The organism is Rhizorhabdus sp. P4_G6 (assembly GCF_056401045.1).
Genome location: NZ_JBFUKC010000004.1, coordinates 204,921 through 220,449 on the forward strand (window position 1 = coordinate 204,921; position 15,529 = coordinate 220,449).

Annotated in this window: 17 protein-coding genes; 10 read left to right on the plus strand and 7 right to left on the minus strand. The window is 65.9% G+C overall.

Annotated elements, in window-relative coordinates; translation table 11 throughout:
- Positions 1-2: 2 nt before the first annotated feature.
- The 6 genes from AC1DPF_RS06745 to AC1DPF_RS06770 form a co-directional block, all read right to left on the minus strand.
- Positions 3-2,066 carry an NAD(+) synthase gene (locus AC1DPF_RS06745; protein WP_477868399.1) on the minus strand — a complete coding sequence of 688 codons (2,064 nt, stop codon included), beginning with the start codon at positions 2,064-2,066 and terminating at the stop codon, positions 3-5.
- 327 nt (positions 2,067-2,393) lie between these two features.
- Positions 2,394-3,425 carry a GGDEF domain-containing protein gene (locus AC1DPF_RS06750; protein ID WP_477868397.1) on the minus strand — a complete coding sequence of 344 codons (1,032 nt, stop codon included), beginning with the start codon at positions 3,423-3,425 and terminating at the stop codon, positions 2,394-2,396.
- Between the two features lie 81 nt (positions 3,426-3,506).
- Positions 3,507-3,719, minus strand: coding sequence for a DUF2842 domain-containing protein (locus AC1DPF_RS06755; protein ID WP_477868395.1), 213 nt, complete (start codon positions 3,717-3,719; stop codon positions 3,507-3,509).
- A complete protein-coding gene (locus AC1DPF_RS06760) occupies positions 3,716-4,294 on the minus strand; it encodes a 5-formyltetrahydrofolate cyclo-ligase (RefSeq protein ID WP_477868393.1) in 579 nt (192 codons plus the stop codon). The genes AC1DPF_RS06755 and AC1DPF_RS06760 overlap by 4 nt, the downstream gene beginning before the upstream one ends.
- Positions 4,295-4,565: 271 nt before the next feature.
- Entirely contained in the window at positions 4,566-4,898 is a 333-nt protein-coding gene (locus tag AC1DPF_RS06765) for a cell division protein ZapA (protein ID WP_477868392.1), read from the minus strand.
- Positions 4,898-5,119 (minus strand): hypothetical protein, encoded by a 222-nt coding sequence (locus AC1DPF_RS06770; protein ID WP_477868390.1) that lies wholly within the window; start codon positions 5,117-5,119, stop codon positions 4,898-4,900. Before AC1DPF_RS06770 ends, AC1DPF_RS06765 begins: the two co-directional genes overlap by 1 nt.
- A 184-nt stretch (positions 5,120-5,303) precedes the next feature.
- On the opposite strand from AC1DPF_RS06770, the gene tkt reads away from it, so the two are divergent.
- From tkt to AC1DPF_RS06805, 7 genes are all read left to right on the plus strand, one after another.
- Entirely contained in the window at positions 5,304-7,271 is a 1,968-nt protein-coding gene (gene tkt, locus AC1DPF_RS06775; protein WP_477868388.1) for a transketolase, read from the plus strand.
- Between the two features lie 16 nt (positions 7,272-7,287).
- Positions 7,288-8,295, plus strand: coding sequence for a type I glyceraldehyde-3-phosphate dehydrogenase (gene gap / locus AC1DPF_RS06780; protein WP_477960337.1), 1,008 nt, complete (start codon positions 7,288-7,290; stop codon positions 8,293-8,295).
- A gap of 116 nt (positions 8,296-8,411) precedes the next feature.
- Positions 8,412-8,924: an MOSC domain-containing protein gene (locus AC1DPF_RS06785; protein WP_477868384.1), complete on the plus strand. Its 513-nt coding sequence runs from the start codon at positions 8,412-8,414 to the stop codon at positions 8,922-8,924.
- Positions 8,897-10,090: a phosphoglycerate kinase gene (locus tag AC1DPF_RS06790; RefSeq protein WP_477868382.1), complete on the plus strand. Its 1,194-nt coding sequence runs from the start codon at positions 8,897-8,899 to the stop codon at positions 10,088-10,090. The genes AC1DPF_RS06785 and AC1DPF_RS06790 overlap by 28 nt, the downstream gene beginning before the upstream one ends.
- Before the next feature lie 5 nt (positions 10,091-10,095).
- Entirely contained in the window at positions 10,096-10,749 is a 654-nt protein-coding gene (locus AC1DPF_RS06795; RefSeq protein ID WP_477868380.1) for a 2OG-Fe(II) oxygenase family protein, read from the plus strand.
- Positions 10,749-11,396, plus strand: coding sequence for a TIGR02466 family protein (locus AC1DPF_RS06800; RefSeq protein ID WP_477868378.1), 648 nt, complete (start codon positions 10,749-10,751; stop codon positions 11,394-11,396). Before AC1DPF_RS06795 ends, AC1DPF_RS06800 begins: the two co-directional genes overlap by 1 nt.
- Positions 11,397-11,442: 46 nt before the next feature.
- Positions 11,443-12,339 (plus strand): fructose bisphosphate aldolase, encoded by an 897-nt coding sequence (locus AC1DPF_RS06805; protein ID WP_477868376.1) that lies wholly within the window; start codon positions 11,443-11,445, stop codon positions 12,337-12,339.
- Between the two features lie 192 nt (positions 12,340-12,531).
- On the opposite strand, the gene AC1DPF_RS06810 is transcribed toward AC1DPF_RS06805, so the two are convergent.
- Positions 12,532-13,257 (minus strand): DUF72 domain-containing protein, encoded by a 726-nt coding sequence (locus AC1DPF_RS06810; protein ID WP_477868374.1) that lies wholly within the window; start codon positions 13,255-13,257, stop codon positions 12,532-12,534.
- Between the two features lie 37 nt (positions 13,258-13,294).
- Between AC1DPF_RS06810 and thiE the strand changes: the two genes are divergently transcribed.
- The 3 genes from thiE (at position 13,295) to AC1DPF_RS06825 (ending at position 14,971) form a co-directional block, all read left to right on the plus strand.
- Positions 13,295-13,999 carry a thiamine phosphate synthase gene (gene thiE, locus AC1DPF_RS06815; RefSeq protein WP_477868372.1) on the plus strand — a complete coding sequence of 235 codons (705 nt, stop codon included), beginning with the start codon at positions 13,295-13,297 and terminating at the stop codon, positions 13,997-13,999.
- Between the two features lie 70 nt (positions 14,000-14,069).
- The gene (locus AC1DPF_RS06820; RefSeq protein ID WP_477868370.1) at positions 14,070-14,462 is read left to right on the plus strand and encodes an antitoxin Xre/MbcA/ParS toxin-binding domain-containing protein; all 393 of its coding nucleotides are present in this window, start codon (positions 14,070-14,072) and stop codon (positions 14,460-14,462) included.
- Entirely contained in the window at positions 14,459-14,971 is a 513-nt protein-coding gene (locus AC1DPF_RS06825) for an RES family NAD+ phosphorylase (protein ID WP_477868368.1), read from the plus strand. Before AC1DPF_RS06820 ends, AC1DPF_RS06825 begins: the two co-directional genes overlap by 4 nt.
- The last annotated feature ends 558 nt before the right edge of the window (positions 14,972-15,529 follow it).

Genomic DNA, 15,529 nt, shown 5'->3' on the forward strand with positions numbered 1-15,529 from the left:
GGTCAGTCCTCGACGCCGTCGAGCGCCGCCGCCAACTCGTCGAGCCAGAGCTTGGCATTACCGTCCGAAGGCGCGCGCCAGTCGCCGCGGGGGGACAGCGCGCCGCCACCCGACACCTTGGGGCCGTTGGGCATCGCCGAGCGCTTGAACTGGCTGATCGTGAAGAAGCGGAACAGGAAATTCTCGAGCCAGCGGCGGATCGTCGCGAGATCGTAGCTGTTGCGCAATTCGTCCGGGAAGCCCGCCGGCCACAGCCCCGCATCGGCGTCCTTCCAGGCATGCCAGGCGAGGAAGGCGATCTTCGACGGCTTGAGCCCGAGCCGGATGACATGGTGGAGGAAGAAGTCGTTCAGCTCATAGGGCCCGACCTTGGACTCGGTGCTCTGGATCGCGCCGCTGGCATCGGCGGGGACAAGTTCGGGTGAAATCTCCGTGCCCAGGATCGATGTCAGGATCGCATCGGTCGCAGCGTCGAACTGGCCGGTGCGCACGCACCAGCGGATCAGATATTGGATCAGGGTCTTGGGAACGCCGGAATTGACGCCATAATGGCTCATCTGGTCGCCGACGCCATAGGTGCACCAGCCGAGCGCCAGCTCGCTCAGGTCGCCGGTGCCGATCACGAAGCCGCCATGCTGGTTGGCGAGGCGGAACAGATAATCGGTCCTCAAGCCGGCCTGAACATTCTCGAACGCGATGTCGTAGACCGGCTCGCCCTTGGCGAAGGGATGGTCCATGTCGGCCAGCATCTGCCGGGCGGCGGGACGGATGTCGATCTCGGCCGCGGTGATGCCAAGCGCCCGCATCAGCGCCCAGGCGTTGGACTTGGTGGCGTCGCCGGTCGCGAAACCGGGCATGGTATAGCCGAGGATCGCCTTGCGCGGCAGGCCGAGGCGATCGCACGCCTTGGCGGCGACGATCAGCGCATGGGTCGAGTCGAGCCCGCCCGAGACCCCGATCACCATCGTGCGGCCCGAGGTTGAGGTGAAGCGCTTGGCCAGGCCTTCGACCTGGATGTTGAATGCCTCGTAGCAGTCGGCATCGAGCTGCAGCGGATCGGCCGGCACGAACGGAAAGCGCGCCACCTGCCGCTTGAGGCCGACATCGGCGAAGCTGGGCTTGTGGGCGAAGGCAATGCGCCGGAAAGCCTTCTCCGGGTGGCCGCTGGCGGCGGCGCAGTCGTTGAACGTCCCCATCCGCAGCCGCTCGAGGCGCAGGCGGGAGACGTCGACATCGGCCATGATCAGCTCCGGATCGTCCCCGAAGCGGCTCGACTCCGCCATCATCACGCCGAGTTCGTGGATCATCGCCTGGCCGTCCCAGGCAAGGTCGGTGGTGCTCTCGCCCGGCCCACTGGCCGAATAGCAATAAGCGGCGATGGCGCGCATCGATTGCGACGCGGCGAGCACCGCCCGGTCGCGGGCCTTGCCTATGATGATGTTCGATGCCGACAGGTTGCACAGGATCAGCGCCCCGGCCATCGCGCCGAGCGTGGACGGCGGCAGCGGCGCCCAATAATCCTCGCAGATCTCGACATGGAAGATGAAGTCGGCGAGATCGTCGGCGGCAAAGATCAGGTCCGGGCCGAACGGCGCGGCCTGGCCGCACAGGGCGATGTCGAGGCCGCGCAGCCCATAGCCCGGCGCAAACCAGCGCTTCTCATAATATTCGCGGTAATTCGGCAGGAAGCTCTTGGGCACCACCCCCAGGATTTGCCCGCGCGAGACGACCACCGCGCAGTTATACAGCCGGCCATTGCGCCGGATCGGGGCGCCGACCAGCAGCACTGGCGCCAGGTCGGCACTGGCAGCAACGATCCCGGCAAGTTCGGCCTCGACCCGGTCGAGCAGCGCATCCTGGAGATGGAGATCGTCGATCGCGTAGGACGACAAGGCGAGCTCCGGCAGGACGAGCAGGTCGACCCCTTCGCCATCGGCCTGCCGCGCCAGCGCGACGATCCCGGCGGCATTGGCCGCGACATCGCCCGCGCTCGCCAGGGGCGTGCCGGCACCAAGGCGCACCAGGCCATGGCCATGTATCGAACGGAAGGGAACGGCACCGGGCATTGAGGCTCTCGCAAACTGCTGTCGTTCCGCCCAGTAAAGGATGAAGGGCGATTGGGCTAATCGCATACGGATAAACCGCGTCATGCTGAACTTGTTTCAGCATCCACCCCGAGACGCAGGGATGCCATGGGGGCGTAGTCGACCCGTCGACCAGGCGTTTATAGGCTTGCGAGCGGCCGCAATCATGTCGGCGTGATGTCGAACCCGATGGCCCGCATCTATCAGCACGGATTGGAATCGCCCATGTCCAGCTGACCATCCCCGAGCGGCGAGGTGGATGCTGAAACAAGTTCAGCATGACAAGGAGAGGGCCTTGGCCTGAGCCAATTACTCCGCTGCGTTGATCCGGTTGCGGCCGTCCTGCTTGGCCTTGTACAGCGCGGCGTCGGCGCGCTTCAGCAGCGAACCCGGCGAATCCTTGGCATCGAGCGTCGCGACACCGCCGGAGAAGCTCAGCCGCCCCAGCGACTGGCCGGTGTGGGTGACCTTGAGTTCGCGCGCGGCAATCGCGGCGCGGACCTTGTCGAGGATCCCCATCGACTGAGCGGCGGCACCGCGCTCGAACACCATCACGAACTCCTCGCCGCCATAGCGCGCGACGAAGATGTCGCCATTGGCCGAGCGGCCGAGCGACGATCCCACGAACTTGATCACCTCGTCGCCGATCTGGTGGCCATGGGTGTCGTTGAAGATCTTGAAATGATCGATGTCGCAGATCGCCAGCGCCAGCGGCGAATCGGCGCGGCGGGCATTTTCGAAGGCGGTGCGCAGGTGATTGTCGAGCGCACGACGATTCGGCAGGCCGGTAAGCGGATCGCTGTTGGCCTTGTGGTGTGCGACGGCCAGGTCCTTGCGCATCGCGCTCATCTGCATCTCGGTGCGGCGCAGATCCTCTTCGGCGGCCTGCGCCTTGTCGATCATCGAGCGGGTCAGTTCGACCAATGTCTCTACCGACACGACCGGGGACTTGCTCTTCACGAGCCCCGCCGCCTCATTCTCGAGGGCGACGCCATAGTCGCGGGCATCGTCGCCCGAGCGGGCGAGAATGGCGGACATCTGCTCCAGATAGCCCTGCGCGTCGACGGCGATGCGCGACAGTTCGTCGGTCGACAGCCCCGAGTCGAGCTTGGCCGAGATTGCCGCAGTCACGGCTTCGCTGAGATTGCCGTCCTTGGCGATGGCGCGATCGACCATCGCGGTGAGCTCGCCGTCGCGGCCCGACAGATAGCGGTGGCACAGGTCGAAATTAGCCGGGGATGGCTCGAGTCCGTGATCGAACAGCAGCTTGCCGATCATGTCGTACAGCCTGCGCCATTCGTCACGCTCTGCTGATTTCGCGGCTATTCTTTCTTCGCGCACCGTCACACCCCTAATCTCAGTGCAGGGAGATAGCGCGAGATTCGATACATCCGGTTAATGCGACCACGTGTTTCTACGCAGTCAGGGTCGCCAGCGGCCGGTTTCCATCCATGCCAGCAGCGGCTTGAGCGGCAATATCCATATGATGCCCGCGACGATGTAGATCGCCGCCTGCACGAGCATATGCTGCTGCCCGATCCAGGGCGAAGCGCTCGCCACGATCACGGCCCACACAAATATGATGAGCAAGATCAAAAAGATGCCGAACGGCTTGCGCCAGCTGGGTTGTGTCATTGCTGCTCGCTTTTCCCGATCATGCCCGCTTCCGTGACGACGGCATCGAGCCGCACATCCCAAGGATCGCACGCTATGACCGGAACGCGCTGTACCGACCAGCCGAAACCGATCTTCGCCCCCCCCGGCCGTTCGGCAAAGACGCGATCGTAAAAGCCGGCGCCCTGGCCGAGTCGCGCCAGGGTCGAGTCGAAACCCAGCAGCGGGGTGACGATGATGTCCGGGACAAGCTCGGGCGCATCGCCAAGCGGCTGCTGCAGTCCGCGCCAGCCGGGCTCGAGCGGATCGCCTGGTGCCCATGCGAGAAAGCGCATGGGCTGGGCGCGGCCTGCCACATGCGGCAGTGCGATGCTGACGCCCTGGATCGCCGCCGCGGCGATCGCGGGGCCGCAGCCGAGCTCGCTGCCCAGCCCATGATAGAAGGCGACGCATTTCGCGCCCGTGATGAGCGGCATCAGATTCGCCGCGGCGCGCGCCTCGAGCCGCGCACGCTGCCCCTCCGCGAGATCCAGCACGAATCCGTCGCGGGCGGCGCGCAGCCCGGCGCGCAGCGCCGGCTTGGATGGCTCAATCATCGGGGCCGGCTCGCTTCATGGGGTGGCGGGACCGCCATGGTCGTTTCTGGAATATCCTCTGACGCCGAAAGCATCAGGTGGGAGCCATATGCATCGGACCAGGGTCCGGACAGAGACAGCCCCCATAGGAATTGAATCGCCTCAGGGATGTTCGCGCAGCTCGTGCCGGGCAGTACCCGCCATGGCCATATGTAGGGCGCGGGGCGGCTGAGCTCAAGAGGATGGTGACGACAGGGGAGCTTCCCTCGTGAAACGAGGGGCGACTGGCAATCTACTCCCTCGGCCGCTCGAACTGCGACGCCAGCCGTTCGACCCGCTCGGCGATGCGCTCGATCGCCACAGCATAGGCGGGATCGGGTTCGACATCGGCCGGCGACTCGTTGCGCGCGACCGCCGCCGCGCCGCGCAGGTCGTTGAGTTCGTCGGCGATCAGCAAGGCGGAAAGCAGCAGCGTCCTGGTTTCGGTCATCTCACCGAGCGTGCCGGTGATCTCCTCGGCCTTGAGATCGACCATCCGGACGAGCGCGCGAAGATGATCCTCCTCGCCGTCGCGGCAGCTCAGCTTGTAGCGGCGCCCGGCGACAGCAACCTCGACATCGGCCATCAGTTCGCTCCCAGCAGCCGGTCGATCCGCTCGATCGCCGATTCGGTAGCCTCGCGCAGCGTACGGTGGCGCTCGGCAAGGCGGAACAGCGCCTCGCTTTCGTCATGCCCGAAGGGCGGCGCTGACGAGAGCGATTGCGGACCCGCCTCGATTCCCGCCTCAATGCGGGCAAGTGCGCGTTCGAGGCGGCCAAGGGCCAATATGAGACGACGGTCGGTCATGGATTCAAAGGAATAGCAGCCTCGTTACGGCCCGCAAGCGCAGCGTTGCGATCGGCCAGCTCGCACGGATGCTTTGCTGAAACCGACCCTGGAGTTGACGATAGCGCCTCAGCACGACAAAGGGTCCGCGCGAGCAGCAAATCCGCCTGTTCGCCGATCCCGCCGGTCTGCAGAAGGTTATTCCATGACGATTGCATCGAAGCAGCTCGCCAATGCCATTCGCGCGCTGTCGATGGATGCCGTGCAGGCTGCGAACTCGGGGCATCCCGGCATGCCGATGGGCATGGCCGACGTCGCCACCGAGTTGTTCACCAAGCACCTGAAGTTCGATCCGTCGCAACCCAAATGGGCCGACCGCGATCGCTTCGTGCTGTCGGCCGGCCATGGCTCGATGCTGATCTACTCGCTGCTTCACCTCACAGGTTATGCGCGCCCGACCATCGAGGATATCGCCAATTTCCGCCAGTTGCACAGCCCGTGCGCCGGCCACCCCGAGAATTTCGAGCTGGCTGGCGTCGAGGCGACCACGGGTCCGCTCGGCTCGGGCCTGGCCACAGCGGTCGGCATGGCGATCGCCGAGCGGCACCTGAACGCCGTGTTCGGCGACGAGCTTGTCGATCACCGCACCTGGGTGCTGGCCGGCGACGGCTGCCTGATGGAAGGCATCAACCATGAGGCGATCGGACTCGCCGGGCATCTGCAGCTCGGCCGGATGATCGTGTTGTGGGACGACAACCGAATCACCATCGACGGCGCGGTCTCGCTCAGCTCGTCGGAAGACGTTCTCGCCCGCTATGCCGCGACCGGCTGGCATACCGTCAGCTGCGACGGCCATGATCCGGACAGCATCAACGCCGCGCTCGAGGCCGCGAAGTTCGATCCGCGCCCATCGATCGTCCGCTGCACGACGATCATTGGCTATGGCGCACCCAACAAGCAGGGCACCTCGGCGACCCACGGCGCAGCGCTCGGCACCGACGAAGTCGCCGCGACGCGCGCTGAGCTCGGCTGGACCGCCGAGCCCTTCGTCATCCCGGAGGATATCAAGGCCGCCTGGCTCGAAGCCGGCCATCGCGGCGCGGCGGCGCGCAGCGGCTGGGAAGCCCGGCTCGTCGCCTCGAACAACCGCGCCGAATTCGAGCGCCGCATGGCCGGCAAGCTGCCGGAGAATTTCTCGCTCCAGCCCTATCTCCAGGACCTGATCGCCAACCCGCAGAAGGTGGCGACCCGCAAGGCGTCCGAGATGGTGCTGGCGCCGATCAACCAGCAGCTGTCCGAGACGATCGGCGGCTCGGCCGACCTGACCGGATCGAACAACACCAAGACCAAGGATCAGGCGCCGCTGACCGCCGGCGACTATGCCGGCCGCTATGTCTATTACGGCATCCGCGAATTCGGCATGGCCTGTGCCATGAACGGCATGGCGCTGCATGGCGGCGTCATCCCTTATGGCGGCACCTTCCTGGTCTTCTCCGATTATTGCCGCGGCGCGATCCGGCTGTCGGCGCTCCAGCAGCAGCGCGTCGTCTATGTGATGACCCATGATTCGATCGGCCTCGGCGAGGACGGCCCGACCCACCAGCCGATCGAGCATCTGATGAGCCTGCGGGTGATGCCGAACCTCGATGTCTATCGGCCCTGCGACGTGATCGAAACCGCCGAATGCTGGGCGTTGAGCCTCGAAAAGGCCGATGGCCCGTCGCTGCTCGCCCTGTCGCGCGAGGGGCTGCCGCAGCTCCGCACCGACATCAGCCAGAATTTCTCGGCCAAGGGCGCCTATCGCCTCAAGGCGGCCGAGGCCCCGCGCAAGGCGGTGCTGATCGCCAGCGGCTCGGAGGTCGAGATCGCGCTCGCCACCGCGAAGAAGATCGAGGAAGCCGGCCATGGCGTCGATGTCGTCTCGATGCCGAGCTGGGAGCGCTTCGACGCGCAGCCCGAAAGCTACCGCGACGAGATCCTGCCCGATGGCGTGCTGCTGGTCTCGATCGAGGCTGGAACAACCATCGGATGGGAGCGCTATGTCGGCCGCAAGGGCCTGCGCTTCGGCCTCGACAGCTTCGGTGCGTCCGCGCCGGTGAAGGCACTCTACGATCATTTCGGCCTGACGGCCGACAAGCTCGCCCCGCAGATCCTCGGGGCGCTCGCACACTAAGAAGGAGTATTTCGGCATGGCGGTTAAGGTTGCGATCAACGGGTTCGGGCGCATTGGGCGCAATGTCGCGCGCGCCATCCTCGAACGGACGGATCATGATCTCGAGCTGGTCTCGATCAACGATCTCGCCGACGCAAAAGCGAACGCCCTGCTGTTCAAGCGCGATTCGGTCCATGGCGCCTTCAGCGGCTCGGTCGAAGTCGATGGCAATGACCTGATCATCAACGGCAAGCGCATCCACGTGACCGCCGAGCGCGACCCGGCCAAGCTGCCGCACGCGGCGCAGGGCGTCGACATCGCGCTAGAGTGCACCGGCTTCTTCACCAATCGTAAGGGCGGCCAGGCGCATATCGATGCAGGCGCCAAGCGCGTTCTGATCTCGGCGCCCGGCAAGGAGGTCGACCTGACCGTTGTGTTCGGCGTCAATCAGGACAAGCTGACCGCAGATCACATCATCGTCTCGAACGCCTCCTGCACCACCAACTGCCTCGCGCCTTTCGCCAAGGTGCTGAACGATGYGATCGGCATCGAGCGTGGGCTGATGACCACGATCCACGCCTACACCAACGACCAGAAGATCCTCGACCAGATCCACGAGGATCCGCGCCGCGCCCGCGCCGCCGCGATGTCGATGATACCGACCACCACCGGCGCCGCGCGCGCCGTCGGCGAGGTGCTGCCCGAGCTCAAGGGCAAGCTCGATGGCTCGGCGATCCGCGTGCCGACCCCGAACGTATCGGTCGTCGACCTGACCTTCACGCCGAAGCGCGACACCAGCAGGGAAGAGGTCAACGCGCTGCTCAAGGCGGCGGCGGACGGCCCGCTCAAGGGTGTGCTCGGCTATACCGACGAGCCATTGGTCTCGATCGACTTCAACCATGACGCGCATTCGTCGACGATCGACAGCCTGGAGACAGCGGTGATCGACGGCAAGCTGGTCCGCGTGCTGAGCTGGTATGACAATGAATGGGGCTTCTCGAACCGCATGGTCGACACCGCCGGCGCGATGGCCAAATTGCTGTAAGTGAAGCGCGCCGGTCTGATCGTCACCCCGGCGGAGGCCGGGGTCTCAGGAGGCAAGGACACATCCTCGCCTCGCGAGGCGCCGGCCTCTGCCGGCGCGACGAGCGCCGCGCGCTGATGCCGGGCCGCCTGATCGGTATCGCTCGCAAGGGGCGTCCGCGCGGGGAGATGGAGACGCTCGATCATGCCATGGTCGGGATCGAGACCGGCATAGCCGGCGACTATCGCGGCGCGATGCGGCCCGGCAAGATCAACCGGCGGCAGATCACGATCATGGCCGCCGAGGACTGGATGGCGGCGCTGGCGGAACTGGGCGAGCCGGTGTCGTGGGAACAGCGGCGCGCCAATCTTCTGATCGAGGGCATCATCCTGCCGCGCGAACCCGGCACGCGCCTGAAGGTGGGGAAGGTGCTGGTGGAAATCACCGGCGAATGTGATCCGTGCCGGCGGATGGATGCGGTGGCGGACGGCCTGTTGCTGGCGCTGATGCCGGACTGGCGCGGAGGCCGGACGGCGCGGGTGATCGAGGGCGGCGATATCGCGCTCGGCGACTTGGTTTCGTGCTTCGATGCGACCGAACAAACAGATGATGGGACGGTAACATGGCTTTCAGGACGCTCGACGACATAGGCGATGTGCGCGGCAAGCGCGTGCTGGTCCGCGAGGATCTGAACGTGCCGATGGAGGATGGCCGGGTCACCGACGACACCCGGCTCCGCTCGGCGGCACCGACCGTGGCGGAACTCGCGGACAAGGGCGCGATCGTGCTGGTGCTCGCGCATTTCGGCCGGCCGAAGGGCGAGCGCAATCCGGATATGAGCCTTGCGCTCGTCACCAACGCCTTCCGCGCCGTGCTCGGCCGCGACGTGCGCTTCATCGGCGACTGCTGCGGCGAACAGGCCGAGGCGGCGGTCGCGCAGCTCGAACCCGGCACCATCGCGCTGCTCGAGAACACCCGGTTCCACAAGGGCGAGGAGAAGAATGACCCCGCACTCGCCACGGCGATGGCGAAGCTCGGCGACCTCTATGTGAACGACGCCTTCTCGGCGGCGCACCGCGCCCATGTCTCGACCGAGGCCCTCGCCCATCTGCTGCCCGCTTATGCCGGCCGTTCGATGCAGGCCGAGCTGGAGGCGCTCGAAAAGGCACTCGGCAAGCCCGAGCACCCGGTCGCAGCGGTGGTCGGCGGCGCCAAGGTGTCGACCAAGCTCGACGTGCTCAAGCATCTCGTCGCGCGCGTCGATCACCTGATCATCGGCGGCGGCATGGCCAACACCTTCCTCGCCGCGCGCGGCGTCGATGTCGGCAAGTCGCTGTGCGAGCATGATCTGAAGGATACCGTGCTCGAGATCCTCGACGCCGCCGACAAGGCCGACTGCACCGTCCACCTACCCTATGACGTGGTGGTGGCGAAGGAGTTCAAGGCCAATCCGCCAACCCGCACCGTCAACGTCCACGATGTCGCCGCCGACGAGATGATCCTCGATGTCGGGCCGGCCGCGGTCGAGGCACTTGGCGATGCGCTGAAGACCTGCAAGACGCTGGTCTGGAACGGTCCGATGGGCGCGTTCGAGATACCGCCCTTCGACACCGCCACCGTCGCGCTCGCGCGGACCGCCGCGGCGCTCACCAAGGGCGGTTCGCTGGTCTCGGTCGCGGGCGGAGGCGATACCGTCGCGGCGCTCAACCATGCCGCCGCCGCCGCCGACTTCAGCTTCGTCTCGACCGCGGGCGGCGCCTTCCTGGAATGGATGGAGGGCCGCGAGCTGCCAGGGGTCAAGGCGCTGGAGGCCTGAAACAGATGCCGGCGGCCTCGACATCGCGAGCCGTCGGGCTGTTCGCGACGCCGGTGATCGCCGAGTCATGGCCGGAGGCCGCCCGCTTCAACCAGGCGCTGCGCGCCGCCATCGTCGAGCGCCGCGCCAGCGATCCTGGCGTATCGCTGTCGAACATATTGGGGTGGCAGTCTGGCAACGATATGACCCGCTGGGGCGGCGATGCGGCCCGTGCGCTGAGCGACTATGTCACCCGCCGCGCCGACGGGATCACCTTCGACAAGGGGCAGACCGGCCCCGCGCGCCGCTTCGCCTGGTCAGCCGAGATGTGGGCCAACGTCTCCGAGCGGGGCGCGTCGAACCAGACCCACAGCCATCCGGGCGCCTATTGGTCGGCGGTCTATTATGTCGACGACGGCTATGGAGGGTCCGACGATCCCGCGCTCGGCGGCCAGCTCGTCTTCCTCGACCCGCGCTTTCCGATGGTGCGGATGCGCACGCCCGACCTGCGCTACCGACGTCCCGACGGCAGCGGCGATCATCACGAGGTCTGGATGCGGCCCGCCGAGGGGCGGATCGTGATCTTTCCCTCCTGGCTGTCGCATAGCGTGCGCCCGTTCGAGGGGCCCGGCACGCGGATATCGATCGCGATCAACCTTGTGACCGGATTGGTCGCCTGATGGGCCCGGTGATCGAAGCCCTGTTCGAGACGCCGGTCATCGTCGATTCGCTGCCCGACGCTGCGGCGCTGAATGCCGGGTTGCTCTCGGCGATCCGCGCCCGCCGCGCCAGCCATCCCGCCGGCGTCACCCGCTCGAATCAGCTCGGCTGGCATAGCGATATCGACATGCTCGACTGGGGCGGCGCGGCGGCCCGCGCGCTTGTCGAGCATGTCGTCGGCGTCGCCGACGAGCACAGCATCGACATCGTCTCGCCCGATGCGCCGCGCTTCGCCTGGCTTCCCGAGATGTGGGCCAATATCTCGCCGCGCGGCGCCTCCAACCAGTTCCACTGCCATGCGGGCGCCTTTTGGTCCGCGGTCTATTATGTCGACGACGGCTATGCCGGATCGAGCGACCGGCGGCTGGGCGGTGAATTGATCATCGAGGATCCGCGCATGCCGATGCTGCTGATGGAAGGCCCCGACCTGCGCTTTCGCCCGCGCCCGGATTCGACGATCGCCGAGCCGGAGCAGCTGTTCCGCCCGGCCTCGGGCCGGCTGCTGATGTTTCCCGGCTGGCTGCGCCATGGCGTGAAGCCCTATCTCGGCGGCCGCGAGCGTGTCTCGATCGCCATCAACCTGACTGCCTTTCGCCGACCGGCCTGAGCTGGCCCATAACTTTCAAGCCCACCCCAATTGGAGAATATCCCACATGCTCAACCAGGACATGACCAAGAAGATCGCCGACGGAAACGGCTTCATCGCCGCGCTCGACCAGAGCGGCGGTTCCACGCCGAAGGCGCTCAAGGGCTATGGAATCGAGGAAGGCGCCTGGTCGAGCGAAGAAGAAATGTACGGCCTGATCCACCAGATGCGCACCCGCATCATCACCTCGCCCGCCTTTACCGGCGACAAGGTGATCGGCGCGATCCTGTTCGAGCGGACGATGGACGGCCAGGCCGATGGCAAGCCGGTGCCGCAGGCGCTGATCGAGCGCGGCGTGGTGCCCTTCATCAAGATCGACAAGGGTCTCGAGGACGAGAAGAACGGCGTCCAGCTGATGAAACCGATGCCCGAGCTCGACGCGCTGCTCAGCCGTTCGAAGAAGCTCGGCGTGTTCGGCACCAAGGAGCGCTCGGTGATCAACCTCGCCAACCGCGAGGGCATCGCCGCGATCGTCAAGCAGCAGTTCGAAATCGGCCGGCAGGTGCTCGCCGCCGGGCTGATGCCGATGCTGGAGCCCGAGCAGAACATCAAGAGCCCCGAGCGTGCCGAGGCCGACCAGATCCTGCTGGAGGAGCTGCTCAAGGCGCTCGATGCGCTGCCGGGCGACGACAAGGTGATGCTGAAGCTGTCGCTGCCGGCGAAGCCCGGCCTGTTCGATCCGCTGGTGGACCATCCCCGCGTGCTGCGCGTGGTCGCGCTGTCGGGTGGCTATGCGCGCCCCGAAGCCTGCGCCGAGCTCGCCAAGAATCGCGGCATCATCGCCAGCTTCAGCCGCGCCCTGCTCGAGGATCTTCGCCACCAGATGACCCCGGCCGAGTTCGACGCCTCGCTGGGCGGCGCGATCGGCGAGATCTACACGGCATCGACGAAGAAGGTCGGCTGATTTCTCTAGGCCCGCCTCTCACGGGCTACGGCCTCACATATTTTCCTCTTGTTCGTCATCTCAGCGAAAGCTGGGATCTCTCTTGGCACTTTGCTCAACAGGTCAGCGCAGAGAGATTCCAGCTTTCGCTGGAATGACGGGCTTGGGGTAAGTCCTGTTTTCAAATGATCTCTTCATACGAACCTCGGCACCTCAGGGGGAGGGACCGATCAGGGCCTTCATCGCCAGCGCATCGGCGATCGCATGGGCGTCGATGTCGTTGTTGAAATAGCCCCAGACCGTCCGGCCCTCCGCCTCCTGCGCGCGCATCCAGCGCGCCCAGTCGGCAAGGGCGGCCGGTTCGTAGCGCCCGGCATATTTGCCGCCGGCGCCGTGGAAGCGGACATAGGCGATCCGCCCCGAAGCCCAGCGCTCGGTTGCCAGCCCGGCCATGTCGTGCACGCAAAAGCCGGCACCGGCGCCATCGAGCAGCGCCAATATCTCCTCGCTCATCCAACTCCGGTCGCGAAACTCGAAAACATGGGCCAGGTCGCGCGGCAGCAGCACGAGAAACGCCGCGAGCCGCTCCGCATTTGCATGCCAGCGCGGCGGCAGCTGGTAGAGGATCGGGCCCAGCGTGGCGCCGAGATGGCGGGCATGATCGAGAAACCGCGCCACCGATTCGCCAGCATCCTTGAGCTTGCGCATATGGGTGATGAAGCGCGGCGCCTTGACCGCATAGCAGAAGCCCGGCGGCGCCGCGTCGGCCCAGGCGGCGAAGGTTTCGGGCTTTGGCAGCCGGTAGAAGCTGTTGTTGATCTCGACCGTGTCGAACTGCGCGGCATAATGGGCGTACCAGCGCCTGGCCGGCACACCCTCGGGATAGAAGCGGCCCCGCCAGTGGCGATAGTTCCAGCCAGAGCAGCCGATCCGGATCATATGGCGGTCAACGCCGATATTGGGCTAGAGGGCTCGCATGAACGATGATTTCGATGACGACAGCGAGTCCCTCTCGCTCGACCCCCACTTCGCCGACCGCTTCGAGCGCGACGAGCGCCGCGGCGCGTGCAAGCTCTACCTGATCTCGCCGCCGGCGATCGACATGGGCTTTGCCGAGACGCTGGCGGCCACGCTCGATGCGGGGCCGGTCGCGGCGTTCCAGCTGCGCCTCAAGGGCATCGACGACCACCGCATCGCCGAACTGGCCGGGCCGCTCCAGGCAGTCTGCGCCTCGCGCGAGGTGGCGTTCATCGTCAACGATTCGATCGGCCTGGCCAAGCGGCTCGGCGCCGATGGCGTCCACCTCGGCCAGGATGACGGCGACCCGCGCGAAGCCCGCGAGGTGCTGGGCCCCGACGCGCAGATCGGCGTCACCTGCCATGACAGCCGCCATCTCGCGATGGAGGCCGGCGAATCCGGCGCCGACTATGTCGCCTTCGGCGCCTTCTACCCCACGACCACCAAGGAAACCGAGCACCGGCCCGAGCTCTCGATCCTCGGCTGGTGGTCGACGCTGTTCGAGCTGCCCTGCGTCGCCATCGGCGGCATCACGCCCGGCAACGCCGCGCCGCTGATCGCGGCAGGGGCGGATTTCCTGGCGGTGTCGGGTGCGGTGTGGAACGATCCGGAAGGCGCGGCCGCGGCCGTGAAGAAATTCGCCGCGCTGAAGGGGATGGGGTGACGCTGCGGCGCCTTGCATCCAGAGCCATCCGCCTACATATTGTCCGTAATATCGGCCAAAGGAGCGGCAGATGACGCAAGCAGCCAAGAAGCCCACCGCCGCCGTGCGTTTCTCGATCACCAGCCTGATGGATGATCGCGGCGCGGTGAAGGTCGATGACGTGGCCGAAGCCTTCAGCATGTCCAAGGCGCAACTCGCCGACACCGCCGGCCTCGCCCGCGAAGTGTTCCAGAAAGCGAGCCGCCGCGACGGTCCCAAGGCCCAGGGTCGGGTCCGCGAAATGCTTGAGATCATCAACCTCGTCCAGGCCTGGGCCGGTGGCGCGGCCCAGGCCATGGCCTGGTATCGCGCCGAGCCCATCCCGGCGTTCGGCGGCCGAACCGCCGAAGCGCTGGTGAAGTCCGGCAACGCGACAGCGGTGCGGGACTATGTCGATCACCTGGCGACCGGCGGATACGCTTGAGGTTCAAAGGCGAGTGCTTCCGGGCGCATGATCCCAACTGGGCCTGGAGCCCGCTGTCGGGTGCCGGTGCCGCTCTCAAGGGCCGCCGGTTCAACTGGCCGGGATTGGACACGCTGTATCTCTCGCTCAACTTCACCACCGTGTTCCGCGAGGTATCCGGTGGTTTCGCGCACCGGCTGACGCCCTATGTGCTGTGCAGCTACGACGTCGACTGCGCGGACATCATCGATCTGAGGACCGATGCGGACCGGGCGGCGCTGGGCGTTGCACTGAGCGACCTGTGCTGTGCGTGGGGCGATGCGCTGATCGCGCGGCGAGATCCCGCATCCTGGGGCGTGGTACGGCGGCTATTGGCGGATGGCTGCGCCGGCATCCTGGTCCCGAGCTTCGCCAACGGCGCGACGGCGGACGACCAGAACCTTGTGCTGTGGCGCTGGGGGCCTGCGCTGCCGCACCGGGTAGAGGTGTTTGACCCTGCCGGGAAGCTGCCGAAGACCCGGCCATCGTGAACCTGGAATGAGGGCACACGGCACCGACGCGCTAGGGCGAACCATAGAACGGGAACGTCCGGAAGGGGTGGATTTGCGACGGTCCGCTTCGGAACGCGGAAGCGCTGAAACGGACATGGTTCAGAATGCCGAGGACAGGAGCTTCCGCCTCTTCCGGACCTCTGCTCAAAACTCTACGTACAGTTCCGGTCGTCACCACCCATTCTGATTATCGCAGTTCTCGCAAATCGGGCTAGGCTCAAGACGACGGTTTACATGAGCGTCGAACCATTTGTTAAGCCGGAACGCCTGATTATTGCCCGTGTCGCGCACATAAAAGAGGCTGACCCCGCAGTTCTGGCACCGCATTAGTCGCACCACCAGCAAGCCAGTTAGGGGAATTGCCAAGACGAAAATCGCATTCCCGAGCAGGCCCACATAGAGATGGCCGAGGAATATCCATATTAGGATTGCCCCCAACAACAGCAGTCTGAACTGTCGCGCAAAGCTATACCAAGGATGCATCGTTGCCCTGACTTATCTATATTGCTGCATCGGGTATCCGTGGAAGGGCCATCT

What these genes read in the sequence shown, in the direction of transcription:
- AC1DPF_RS06800 (WP_477868378.1), top strand. Translation starts at nt 10,749, where the DNA reads ATGGGCCCGGTGATCGAAGCCCTGTTCGAGACGCCGGTCATCGTCGAT.
- AC1DPF_RS06785 (WP_477868384.1), top strand. Translation starts at nt 8,412, where the DNA reads ATGCCGGGCCGCCTGATCGGTATCGCTCGCAAGGGGCGTCCGCGCGGG.
- AC1DPF_RS06805 (WP_477868376.1), top strand. Translation starts at nt 11,443, where the DNA reads ATGCTCAACCAGGACATGACCAAGAAGATCGCCGACGGAAACGGCTTC.
- AC1DPF_RS06760 (WP_477868393.1), bottom strand. Translation starts at nt 4,294, where the DNA reads ATGATTGAGCCATCCAAGCCGGCGCTGCGCGCCGGGCTGCGCGCCGCC.
- AC1DPF_RS06820 (WP_477868370.1), top strand. Translation starts at nt 14,070, where the DNA reads ATGACGCAAGCAGCCAAGAAGCCCACCGCCGCCGTGCGTTTCTCGATC.
- AC1DPF_RS06810 (WP_477868374.1), bottom strand. Translation starts at nt 13,257, where the DNA reads ATGATCCGGATCGGCTGCTCTGGCTGGAACTATCGCCACTGGCGGGGC.
- tkt (WP_477868388.1), top strand. Translation starts at nt 5,304, where the DNA reads ATGACGATTGCATCGAAGCAGCTCGCCAATGCCATTCGCGCGCTGTCG.
- thiE (WP_477868372.1), top strand. Translation starts at nt 13,295, where the DNA reads ATGAACGATGATTTCGATGACGACAGCGAGTCCCTCTCGCTCGACCCC.
- AC1DPF_RS06765 (WP_477868392.1), bottom strand. Translation starts at nt 4,898, where the DNA reads ATGGCCGATGTCGAGGTTGCTGTCGCCGGGCGCCGCTACAAGCTGAGC.
- AC1DPF_RS06770 (WP_477868390.1), bottom strand. Translation starts at nt 5,119, where the DNA reads ATGACCGACCGTCGTCTCATATTGGCCCTTGGCCGCCTCGAACGCGCA.
- AC1DPF_RS06790 (WP_477868382.1), top strand. Translation starts at nt 8,897, where the DNA reads ATGGCTTTCAGGACGCTCGACGACATAGGCGATGTGCGCGGCAAGCGC.
- AC1DPF_RS06755 (WP_477868395.1), bottom strand. Translation starts at nt 3,719, where the DNA reads ATGACACAACCCAGCTGGCGCAAGCCGTTCGGCATCTTTTTGATCTTG.
- AC1DPF_RS06745 (WP_477868399.1), bottom strand. Translation starts at nt 2,066, where the DNA reads ATGCCCGGTGCCGTTCCCTTCCGTTCGATACATGGCCATGGCCTGGTG.
- AC1DPF_RS06795 (WP_477868380.1), top strand. Translation starts at nt 10,096, where the DNA reads ATGCCGGCGGCCTCGACATCGCGAGCCGTCGGGCTGTTCGCGACGCCG.